At 71.3% G+C, this 10,847-nt stretch carries 10 protein-coding genes and 3 pseudogenes; 4 read left to right on the forward strand and 9 right to left on the reverse strand.

The window, feature by feature from the left end:
* Both AC08OT_RS15015 and AC08OT_RS15020 read left to right on the forward strand, forming a co-directional pair.
* Positions 1–531, forward strand: a pseudogene (locus tag AC08OT_RS15015) (SAM-dependent methyltransferase); the annotation flags it as partial.
* 216 nt (positions 532–747) lie between these two features.
* Positions 748–1,383, forward strand: coding sequence for a response regulator (locus AC08OT_RS15020; RefSeq protein WP_462189125.1), 636 nt, complete (start codon positions 748–750; stop codon positions 1,381–1,383).
* A 60-nt stretch (positions 1,384–1,443) separates the two neighbouring features.
* Here the strand turns inward: AC08OT_RS15020 and AC08OT_RS15025 are convergent, their stop codons facing one another.
* The 3 genes from AC08OT_RS15025 to AC08OT_RS15035 form a co-directional block, all read right to left on the reverse strand.
* Positions 1,444–3,210, reverse strand: coding sequence for a bifunctional aminoglycoside phosphotransferase/ATP-binding protein (locus AC08OT_RS15025; protein ID WP_476602939.1), 1,767 nt, complete (start codon positions 3,208–3,210; stop codon positions 1,444–1,446).
* A 334-nt stretch (positions 3,211–3,544) separates the two neighbouring features.
* Positions 3,545–4,132: an HAD-IA family hydrolase gene (locus AC08OT_RS15030; RefSeq protein ID WP_476602940.1), complete on the reverse strand. Its 588-nt coding sequence runs from the start codon at positions 4,130–4,132 to the stop codon at positions 3,545–3,547.
* A gap of 98 nt (positions 4,133–4,230) precedes the next feature.
* The gene (locus tag AC08OT_RS15035; protein ID WP_476602941.1) at positions 4,231–4,449 is read right to left on the reverse strand and encodes a hypothetical protein; all 219 of its coding nucleotides are present in this window, start codon (positions 4,447–4,449) and stop codon (positions 4,231–4,233) included.
* A gap of 38 nt (positions 4,450–4,487) precedes the next feature.
* Between AC08OT_RS15035 and AC08OT_RS15040 the strand changes: the two genes are divergently transcribed.
* Positions 4,488–4,955 (forward strand): hypothetical protein, encoded by a 468-nt coding sequence (locus AC08OT_RS15040; protein ID WP_476602942.1) that lies wholly within the window; start codon positions 4,488–4,490, stop codon positions 4,953–4,955.
* Positions 4,956–5,021: 66 nt separating this feature from the next.
* Here AC08OT_RS15040 and AC08OT_RS15045 read toward each other — a convergent pair.
* From AC08OT_RS15045 to AC08OT_RS15070, 6 genes and pseudogenes are all read right to left on the reverse strand, one after another.
* Positions 5,022–5,393, reverse strand: a pseudogene (locus AC08OT_RS15045) (ATP-binding cassette domain-containing protein); the annotation flags it as partial.
* A 59-nt stretch (positions 5,394–5,452) separates the two neighbouring features.
* Positions 5,453–6,376: a carbohydrate ABC transporter permease gene (locus AC08OT_RS15050; RefSeq protein ID WP_476602943.1), complete on the reverse strand. Its 924-nt coding sequence runs from the start codon at positions 6,374–6,376 to the stop codon at positions 5,453–5,455.
* A gap of 92 nt (positions 6,377–6,468) precedes the next feature.
* Complete coding sequence (locus AC08OT_RS15055) at positions 6,469–7,878, reverse strand: ABC transporter substrate-binding protein (RefSeq protein ID WP_476594425.1); 1,410 nt, start codon at positions 7,876–7,878, stop codon at positions 6,469–6,471.
* A 103-nt stretch (positions 7,879–7,981) separates the two neighbouring features.
* On the reverse strand, positions 7,982–8,803 hold the full coding sequence (locus tag AC08OT_RS15060; protein ID WP_476594426.1) for an MBL fold metallo-hydrolase: 822 nt from the start codon (positions 8,801–8,803) through the stop codon (positions 7,982–7,984).
* Positions 8,804–9,088: 285 nt separating this feature from the next.
* A pseudogene (locus tag AC08OT_RS15065) lies at positions 9,089–9,511 on the reverse strand (LysR substrate-binding domain-containing protein); the annotation flags it as partial.
* 15 nt (positions 9,512–9,526) lie between these two features.
* Entirely contained in the window at positions 9,527–10,102 is a 576-nt protein-coding gene (locus tag AC08OT_RS15070) for an acyl-CoA thioesterase (protein WP_476602944.1), read from the reverse strand.
* Between the two features lie 146 nt (positions 10,103–10,248).
* Between AC08OT_RS15070 and AC08OT_RS15075 the strand changes: the two genes are divergently transcribed.
* Positions 10,249–10,847 (forward strand): pyridoxamine 5'-phosphate oxidase family protein (locus AC08OT_RS15075; protein WP_476602945.1); only part of this gene is annotated, 599 nt, incomplete at its 3' end.

Genomic DNA, 10,847 nt, shown 5'->3' on the forward strand with positions numbered 1-10,847 from the left:
ACCTCGCCCCGGACGCCCGGATCGTCTACACCGACAACGACCCGATCGTGCTCGCCCACGCTCGCGCCCTGCTCGCCAGCACCCCCGAGGGCCGCACCGCCTACCTCGACGCGGATCTGCGCGACCCGGAGCGCATTCTGGCCGCCCCGGAACTGCGCGACACCCTCGACCTGACCCAGCCAGTCGCCCTGTCCCTGATCGCGATCTTTTATCTTATCCCCGACGCGGATGACCCCTACGGCATCCTCGGCCGGCTGCTGGCGGCCCTGCCGTCGGGCAGTTATCTGGCGCTCACCCACGCCACCGCCGACGTCAACCCCGGCATGGAGCAGCTCTTCACCACGTACCGCTCCCGGGGCATCCCCGGGCAGCACCGCACTCGGGCCGAAATGGTTCTTTGCCGGCCTGGAGCTCATCGACCCCGAAGTGGAGATGGTCCCTCGGTGGCGGCCGGAGGAGCCCGCCGCCGAGGGCGAGGTGCCGACCGATGCCGAGGTCAGTGTCTACGGCGGCGTCGCCCGCCTCGGGTAGCCACCGGCTCTCACCGGTTGTGCGGCCGCCAGCCGCTGCGGGCCCCGGGCCGGGGGCGGTGCGCTCACGCGGGCGGGTTCACCCGGAGGCGCCGAACGGCTCGAACGGGCCCGCAACGGGCCCGGCCGCACCCGCGCACCCTCCCGGCACCATGCCGAACCGGTCTGGGCGACGACCATGGACGGTATCGTCGGCACCGTGAGTATCGTCGACACCGTGGGCACCGTACGGGTCTTCCTCCTGGACGATCATGAGATCGTCCGGCGCGGCATCCGCGAGATGCTCTCCGAGACCGGTGACATCGAGGTCGTCGGAGAGGCGTCCACCGCGGCGGAGGCACTGCGCCGGATCCCGGCGACGAGGCCGGACGTTGCCGTGCTCGACGCCCGCCTCGAGGACGGCAACGGTATCGACGTCTGCCGGGACCTGCGCTCGGCGCATCCCGAGATCGGCTGCCTGATCCTCACCTCCTACGACGACGATGACGCCCTGTTCGCCGCCATCATGGCCGGGGCCGCCGGCTACCTGCTCAAGCAGATCAGGGGCACGGACTTGGTCGGCGCCATCCGGACGATCGCCGCGGGCCGTTCCCTGCTCGACCCGGCCGTCACCCAGCGGGTCCTCACCCGGTTGCGGGAGGGCCCGGCCGAGGACCGCAAGCTTGCCACCCTCGGCGAGCGGGAACGCCAGATCCTCGTCCTCATCGCGGAGGGGCTGACCAACCGGCAGATCGCCGGGCGGATTCACCTGTCCGAGAAGACGGTGAAGAACTACGTCTCGGCCATCCTGGAGAAGCTAGAGCTGTCCAGCCGCACCCAGGCCGCCGTGTACGCCACCCGCATCGAGAAGTGACGGCGCCCTGAAGCGCGACGGCGCCGCGCGGGATGGTCACACCGGACCCACCGGGCGGCGTCAGTCGAGGTGGGCGAGGACCGTCTGCAGGGCCTCGGTGACCGGGACGGCGGTGCGTACCACCGTCGCCGACGGCCAGGGGTCGGCGCGGGCCGCCATCGCCCGGTGGATGGCCATCGTCGCCTCCGACGGATCGGTGCCCGCGGCGGCACGGCGGCCGATCCGGGCAGCCGCCACCTCCGGTGCCGTCACGCAGTGCAGCTCCACCAGGTCGGCGCAGACGCTTGCGGCGAGCTCGGCGGCGGCCCGGCGGTGACGCGCGCTCGACCAGGAGGCGTCCAGCACCACCCGTTCCCCGCGGGCGAGAACCGCCCCGGCGCGGCGCAGCATCTCGGCGTACGTCGCGTCGGTGATCTCGGGGGCGTAGCGCCCGGTGCCGAACCGCGGGTCGGATGTCGCGGGGTCGCCGTCCGCGACCGGCCCGCCCGCCGGCGCGACGCCCACCGCGCCGGTACCGGCGTCGCGGTGGGCTCCGGTTCCGTGGGCTCCGGTTCTCGTGGCGGTGCCGCCGGCGTTGCGCAGGGCACTGGCGTACCCGCCGGCGGTGGTGTCCGCGGCCAGCCCGCCCCCACGCAGAGGCATCCCGGTCAACTCCTGGCGGATCACGTCGGAGCGCAGCAGCACCCAGCCGTCACCGACCCCGGCCAGCCTGCCGGCCAGGGTCGTCTTTCCCGTCCCGGGCAGCCCGCCGACCACGACGAGCTGGACCCGGCCGGCCCGCAGGTGACGGTGGGCGACGGCCAGCAGCCGGCGGGCCTCCTCGGCCGCGTCGGGATCACCCTGCCCGCCCCGGATACAGGTCACCTTCGCCCGGACGAACGCCCGGTAGGCGACGTAGAGATGCTGCAACGACCGCGGGTGCACCTCGCCGCTGAACTCCCGGTAGGCATCGAGGAACTCGGCGGCCTCCTCCGGCGCGCCGAGGCGTTCCAGATCCATCGCCAGGAACGCGACGTCACCGAGGACGTCACCGAAGCGCAGCCGCGGGTCAAACTCGATGCAGTCGAGGATGCGGGGTCCGTCGTCGAGGCAGTAGATGTCGTCGGCGAGCAGGTCGCCATGCCCGTCGCGGATCCACCCAGCGCGCACCCGATCGCCGAGCAGCGTCTCCCGGCCGGCCAGGTAGCGCAGCGCCAGTTCGCCGATCTCGTCGACCACCGCCGCGTCCAGCAGGGTGCCGCGGTAGGGGGAGATGCCTTCCAGACCCTCCCGCCACAGCCCCTCCAGGGTCGCCCGGTGCCCCGCCACCGCGATCTCCGGTGAGGTCTCGCACCGCTGGTGGAACACCGCCAGCGCCCGGGCGACCGTGCGCAGTGCCGGGCCGACCCGGCTGCGCCGGCGGACGAGGGTGGACAGCCGCCGACTCGCCGGCATCCGCCGCATCACGACCAGGTGGTCGATCACCTCACCGGTGTCGTCGAGGAGATCAGCGACCCCCAGGTAGACGTCGGGGGCCAGCCGGCGGTTGAGCGCGACCTCCGACCGGCAGACCGACTCCCGGGTGCGGCGGTCGGTGAAGTCGAGGAAGCCCAGGTTCACCGGCTTCTTGCGCTTGTACACGCGATCGGCGGCCAGGTGCAGCGTGGCGCTGTGCGTCTCGTAGGTCTCGAACGTCTCCAGCTCGGACAGGTGCAGGGCGCGCAGCCGGGGCTGGGCCGGGGCTGAGGCGGGGGACGGCGGGTTCGTCGGGGACAACATCCCTCCGGCCGCGTGATGGTCGTCCGCCCCGGTGGAGGGCGTCGCATCCCGCACGTACTGGATGGTCATGGCCCCTCCAGGGGGTCGCGTGGCAGGTCTGGCGGGTCGGGACACGGCGGTCGACGCTCGTCGCACCGCGTCGGACGGTCGGACGGGTGACGCCGGCGGTGTGGACAGATGAACGCCGACGCCCGATGGCTCCGAACATCATCGTCGCCGTCGGCGAGCATCCTCGCGACCGCCAGAGGTTGCCTACCCGGGGGCCCTTCGGACCATTCGTGGTGGACGTCCGACCCGACCCGGGCCACACCCGCCAGCGGGTCACCGGATCCGCTGCGCCCGCCCGGTCACCGCACGGTCGGCCGGTACCGCACGGTCTAGCCGGCCAGCTCGGGAACCCCGGTCACCGCGGCCAGCTCGGCCAGCGTGTCCGCGACGCTGCGGTGATGGATAGCCCCGTCCAGCCGTGCCGACGCGCCGCCTCGCAGTTCGCGGCGGCGTCGTCGATGAGGACGCAGCCCGGACCGGGCTGGCCGAACGTGCGTTCGGCGAGGTCGTAGATGGCCGGATCGGGCTTGCCGATCCCGATCTCATGGGAGTTGATGATTGACTCGAAGACCGACCAGTCGGGCAGCAGCGCGCGGCGCAGCGGCTCCCACTCGGCCACGCTGTTGGTCAGCAGTCCCACCCGCAGACCGGCGGCGCAGGCGCGCAGCAGCCCGTCGACCATCGCCGACTCCAGGGTGCGACCGGCATACCAGTGGTCCCCGAACCGGGACAGGTCGATGCGTGGCGGGTGGGCGGGCCCGAGGGCGTCCGTGACGAGGATCCCCCAGTCGTGCTGGCTGACCATGCCCCGTTCGAGGGGGCCCAACGTGCGCAGGCCCCACGTCGCCGCCACCTGGTCGAATGCCCGGCGCAGCTCGTGGGCGGGCACGCCCGCGGCAGCGACCAGGTCGCGGAACGCCACAGCGATCGACGACGTCAGCACTCCGCCGAAATCGCATCAGATCGCCCACGGCGCCGCGCCGCCGGCCCGGAGCAGGGCCTCCCCCACGGGGGCGGGGCCTCCTGCGGGCAGCGGTTCGGTCATGCCGGCTCGTCGACGACGGCGAGGTCGTCGACGAGATCGTCAGCGTCATCGACGTCATCGACGCGCTGCCCACTGGCCGGGTCGAACAGGTGCAGTCGGCGCGCGGGCACCCGGACCCGCAGCGGTGTGCCGACGGCCGGGACGCCGGCCCGGGCCGGGACGGGACGGTCACCGCCCACCGGGCCGGGACGGCCTCGCCCGGGTTCTCGTCCCACTCTCCGGTCTCCCCCGCCCCAGCGGCCCCGCTCACGCAGTGGACGACGACCACGTCCCCGGTGAACTCGACCACGTCGACCAGGCCCTCCATGACCAGGCCGTCACCGGCCAGGCCCGTACCGGCCACGCCGCCCGCTGCCGCGGCCCGGTCGGGCTCGGCCTCGATGACGCCGTCCCCCGGCCGCCAGCCAAGCCATACCCGGGGCAGCGCCAGCGGTCCGGCCAGCCGCGCGGACAGCCCCGGTGCCGCGAGCGCCCCACCGCCGTTCGCCACCTCCAGGTGCAGGTTCATCGCCGGACTGCCGACGAACGCGGCGACGAAGAGGTCAGCCGGCCGGCGGTAGACCTGCTCGGGCGTGCCGGCCTGCGCCACCCGCCCGCCGTTCATGACCACCAGATGGGTGCCCATGGACAGCGCCTCGAGCTGATCGTGGGTGACGAGGACGACGGTGTTGCCCAGCTCGCGGTGCAAGCGCACGAGTTCGGCCCGGGCCTGCTGGCGTAGCTGGGCGTCGAGCAGGAGCACACTCGGGCGGCGCACGATCGCGCGGGCAAGGCCGACGCGCTGGCGCTCGCCACCGGAGAGCTGCCCGGGCCGGCGGTGACGCAGGTCGGCGAGCCCCAGCAGGACGCAGGCCTCGGTGACCCGGCGGGAGATCTCGCTACGGCTCGGGCCCGCCCCGCCCGCCCCCCGGCGCAGAAACCCGAGGCGGCCGCGGTTGTGCTTCGCCTCGAGCCGCAGGCTGAAGGCGATGTTCTGCTCGACGGTGAGATGCGGGTAGAGGGCGAAGTCCTGGAAGACCATCGAGACCCCGCGCGCGCCCGGTGGCGTCGCCGTGACGTCCACCCCGTTGATCGTCAACCGGCCCTCGTCGGGGGTTTCCAGCCCGGTGATGACCCGCAGCGCGGTCGACTTCCCGTATCCCGACGGCCCGACGATCACGGTGAAGGACCGGTGCGGCAGATGCAGGTCGGCGACGTCGAGCGCGGGCGGCCCGGACGTCAGAGCGCGGCACGGCGCCTCCTGGTCAGTGCGGTCAGCGGGGCGGCGAGGGCGGCCGCGAGCCGGGTGGTCGGCCGGTCCCGGCCCGGGGCGCCGAGCGTGCCGGCGGCGCGGCGGGCCAGCGTCGACAGGCCGAACAGGGCGCACAGCACCACCACGATCGTCAGCGCCGCCGCCGCGCCCGTCCCGGCGTCGAAGTAGGTGAACCCGTAAGTGTTCAGACGGTAGTAGACGTTGTCGGTGGTGTTGTCGGGGCCGCCCTGGGTGAGCACAGCGATGTTGTTGAACGTCCACTGCCCGGCGAACACCGCGCACAGGAACGACAGCAGGATCGTGGTGCCACGCAGTTGGGGGACCACCAGACGGCGGGTGATCTCCCATTCGGTGGCGCCGTCGACGCGGGCGGCATCGAGGCAGCGCCGGTCGATCGCGGCCAGTGCCGCGCCATAGAGCAGCATGTTGAGCGCGACGAACCGGGCCGCGGTGATGAGCGAGATGGCGGCGAGGGCGGTCGAGGGGTCACCGAGCCAGTCCCGCTCGCCCAGGCCCAGCCCGCCGGTGACGACGTTGACGATGCCACCGAGCGGGTCGAGGACGAACCGCCAGGACAGCGTGTTCGCGACGGGGGCGAGCATCACCGGCAGGAACAGCAGGGCCCGGTAGATGTCGCTGGTCCGACCGGGCCGCTTCCACAGCATGATCGCCAGTGCCATCGGGACGATCGTCGCGAAGGGCAGCATCACCAGGACGTAGAGGCCGGTGCGGCTCAGCGCCCGGGGGAACTCTTCGCCCTCGAACAGGCCGCGGAAGTTGGCAAGCCCCACGAAGTCCCGGTCGGGTTTGATCAGGTCCCAGTTCGTCAGGCTCAGGTACGCCTCGAAGACCAGCGGCCCGTAGACGAAGACCGCCAGCGACACCAGCACCGGCGCTTGGTAGAGCCACGGTACGGCGCGGCGCGCCACCGTGGCCGGGAGGGCCCCGCGCGGACGTGCCACGCGGGGCCAGGTGCCGATTATCAGGAGGAGAGTGCGCGGATCTTCTCGGCGGCCTTGCTCAGGGTCGCCTGAGGATCGGCCCCGCGCAGGACGATCGGTTCGACGGCCTCGTCCTGCAGCACGACGACGGCCTGGTTGGCCTTCGCCCCACGGAACGAGGTGTAGGGGGTGACGGTGTCGAGCTGGTCGAGGGCCGGTTCCAGCAGCTTCACGATCGGGGTGTCGGCGAGCTTCGTCGCCACGCTCTGCCGCAGTGGCAGGTAGCCGATCTTCGAGGTGATGATCTCGAAGCCCTCGTGGGAGGTGAGGAACTTGATGAACTCCCAGGCGGCGCGCTGCTTGGCCGGGTCCTTGGCCAGCACCGCGAGCCCGGCGCCGGAGTAGGTCGGGCGGGCGGGTTTGGTGCCGAAGGACGGCAGGCCCGCGGTGCGCAGCTCGAACTTGCCCGTCGCCGCCTTCTGGGCGCTGGCGAGCAGCGCCGTGCTGGTGACGAACATGCCAAGGTCACCCTTGGTGAACGCGGCCAGGGCCGCTTCGGCCTTGACCCCGGGCTGGGCACCCGAGGCGGTCAGGTCGGCGATCGTGGCCAGCGCCTCGACGGCCGGCTGCTTGTCGAGGGTGACCGCGCCGGAGGAATCGACCAGCGACCCACCGTTAGAATTCACCACCGACTGGGTCAGGTAGTCCGACTTCCCGCTGTCGACGACGCTGATGTAGACGCCCTCCTTACCGGTCGCCTTGATCTTCAAAGCGGCGGCCTTGACGTCGGCGAGGGTTGTCGGCGGCTGCTGCGGGTCCAGGCCGGCGGCGCGGAACAGGTCGGCGTTGTAGTACATGACCGGGATCGACATCGTGTACGGCATCGCCGCGACGACGCCGTTGGTGGAGACGGCCGACAGGATGTTCTTCGAGATGCCGGCGGTGGCCGGCTCCCACTCGCTGCCGGCGACCTTCTGGACCGGGGTGATCGGCAGGGCTTCGACCGCCTCGGCCATCTTGCTCCAGCCGATCTGGGCGACGTCGGGCGGATCACCGGCGGCGGTGTCGGTGCGCAGCCGAGTGAGGACGTCCTTCACCGCGACACCCTGCGGCTTGACCGTGATCTTCGGGTACGCCTTGGCGAAGGCGTCGAGCAGTGCCTGGGTTCCCGTACCGCCGAGACCCGGGGTGCCGTAGTTGTAGGACAGGAAGGTAATGGTCGCCGGGGTGTCACCCTGCGGTGTCGCGGCCGGGGTACCGGAGGCGGTGTCGCTGTCCGAGCCGCAGGCCGCCACGGCGAGCAGGCCGACCGCGGCGGACAACGCCGTGACGACCAGCCGGGCCCGGTGCCGCCGCGGACGGCGGCCCGGGCGATCCTGTCCTGCGTCCCGCTCTTGTCCTGTGTCCCGTTCATGTCCAGCAGCATCGTCGTGCCGGGAAACGGCTGTCACACCAGTCGCCTTTCACGCGTCGGAGCAGTTGCGTCACCCGAGGGGTGATCGCATCCCGGGAACAGGTCGCCGCCCACGGGGGGCGGGAAGACGTCGGCGGAGGTCATGCGATGTCGAACTTGCGGGCCGGGGCGGCCAGGTGCACCGGCCCGTCGAACACCCGCTCGGCCTCGGCGCGCCGCGCAGCCAGCCACTCAGGGTCGTCGGTGACGAAGTGGGTGAGCACGAGCTGACCCACCCCGGCGAGCCGCGCCGCCTCGGCCGCGTCGAGGGCGCTGAGGTGGCCGTGGCCGCTGTCGTCGGTCAGCTCGAGGGTGGCCTCGGCGAGGAGAAGATCGACGCCGCGGGCAAGGTCGACGAGGGCGTCGGTCACCCCGGTGTCGCCGGTGTAGGCGAGGCTGGCGCCCGCCGTCTCGATGCGGATCCCGCAGTTCGGTACCGCGTGGCGTAGCCCGTGCAGGCTGACCATGCAGTCGCCGATCTTAAAGGTCTCCCCCGGGTCGTACTCGCGGACGTCGAAGGCGACCTCGAACGCCTTGTCCAGCAGCGGGATGGTCGCGACCGGGAAAAGCCCGGCCAATGCCTGGAAGGTATCCAGGCCGCCCCGCGGAAGGTAAAGAGGAATCGGTTCGCTGCGCGCCGGAATGTCACGTGCCGGGAGCGTCGGGAATCGCATGGGATATCGGGCCCGACTGGCCAGCAATGCCTTTCCCAGTGGGAGGAGATCATAGCAGTGATCGGAATGCAGATGACTGATCACAATACCGTCGAGCGCTGCGGGGTGCCCCAGCGCGCTCAGCGCCGTCGCGGCGCCGGGGCCGCAGTCCAGCAGTATCTTCGTCTCCGCGGTGCAGACGAGGTAGCTGGAGCTGCACTGACCGCCGGTCGGCATTCCCGACCGGCAGCCCAGGACGGTCAACCGCATACGTTCATCCGTTCATCTTGATGTTCCGCTCTTGGTGTTCCGTTGGGAACATATGGAACATTCGGCGCCAGGGTGCGCGAGGATTTCCGCTGTCATCCGCGATGCTGCTGGGTGGCGCCGTCGCCGGCAATACGGAACTTTCGAACGGACGATTGCCCCGGCCAATCGCCATCTACACGGGCCGCCGCCGCCGAACGGGCCCGTGACGAAGAACATCGGGCCGGCCCGGCGACGGGGGCCCGAAAGTGCCGGGGGTGCCGCGAAAGGTGCCGCAGGGGTGCGGGCTCAGCCGCCGGAAGCCGGCTGCCCGTCGTGGGCGAGGACCGGCACCTGCGGCGCGGGAGGTGCGGGGACGGCGTCCTCCCCGAAGGGACCCGCGTTGTCCAAGCTGCGCAGGAACGCCTCGACGACGGGCGACGGGTCGGGGTGCCAGACCACCTGCACCCCGACGGTGGGCACCGGCTCGACGAGCCGCACGGCCGCCAGGCCCTTGCCGGGCACGAAACCGCTGCGGACGGACGAGACGAATCCCACAACCAACTTCGTCGTGACGATGATCCCCGTGGCACCCGAGTCGTCGACCTCGTCGGCGACCGTCAGGCTGATGCCCGCCCGGCCGGCGGCGGCGAGGATCGCGTCGTGCATGGCGGGGCTCTGTTCCCGCCGGAACAACACACACCGTTGGCGCGCGAGCTCCCGGAACGACGCCTGCTGGCGGTCGGCTCACGGATGGTGGTGGCCGACGCTGGTGATTAGTGGCAGGGTGAGAATCCGTGTTTTTTTGTTGATCATGATAGTTGGGTGGGCGTCAACACCGTTGATTATCTTGCTCGGGGCGAGGACGGCTGGCCGGGGGCGGACCGGGAACCACACCGACTCCAGCAGAGCGCGCCGGTCCGGAGGTAGCGGGGTGGGAACGCCGTCGACCAGGTGCACCATGACGGTGTCACACAGCCCCAGGCAGACCTCGTCGAGGAAGAGGCCGGCACTATGCACGAACGACGACGCGCCGATCCGGCTTATCCCGTGGCCGATCTCGTAGGTGGCGGGATAGTGCGCCTCGGCCAGGTAGTGGATGCTGAGCTGTGCGACGACGGGCGTGAACCCGGGCAGGCCACCCGGGTCCTCGGGACGGAGCAACCGGGTGTGCAGTCTTACTCGGGTGTCCTCGTACAACGAGGCGATGGCGACGTTATTAAGGTGACCGAAGCTGTCCATGTCGCTGAACCGCGTGGGCATCGTCTGGCTCAGAGGGTAGCTGGCGAGGCTGAGCCTCGCCGGATCACGTCTCGGGTCCATTTCGCCACTGTGCCCCATCCGATCCGGCCGTGGAGGGTCAACATTCGGTCTTCTTCGTCATGCCGGCCCGCATCTCCCCGGCCGGTCGGATTCCGGCCAGCCGGAAAACGATGTAACGCTGTCGAGACGAGGCCGATACTGAGGGGATGGGAAAGACCTACGAGCGCATCGACGGTCGGCTCCGGGCGTTCATCGAGGAGAAGATGATCTTCTTCGTGGCGTCGGCGCCGCTGTCCGCCCAGGGCAGCGTGAACATCTCCCCGAAGGGTCGGGCCGGCACGCTCGCCGTGCTCGACGAACGGACCCTGGCCTACCTGGACTTCGGCGGCAGCCACGCGGAGACCATCGCCCACCTACGCGAGAACGGCCGGATCACCCTGATGTGGTGCGCCTTCACCGGGCCACCGACCATCGTGCGGGTGCACGGCCGCGGCGAACCGGTCTTCCGGGACGATCCCCGCTTCCCCGAGCTGCTCACCCACTTCGACGCCGAGCAGGCGGGCGCCGCCGGGCTGCGCGCCGTCATCCTCGTCGCGGCGGAACGGATCAGCGACAGCTGCGGGTACGCCGTCCCGTTCATGGACTACCGCGAGGAACGGCCACTGCACGCCCAGTATTTCGACCGCAAGACCGACGAGGAGTTCGCCGCCTACTGCGCGTCGAAGGAGTTCAACGGCACGAGCGTCGACGGCCTGCCCGCGCTCCCCCTCCCCCTGACCGCGCTCCTGCCGGCCTGCCTAGGTCT

Source organism: Frankia sp. CgJB1 (genome assembly GCF_977947065.1).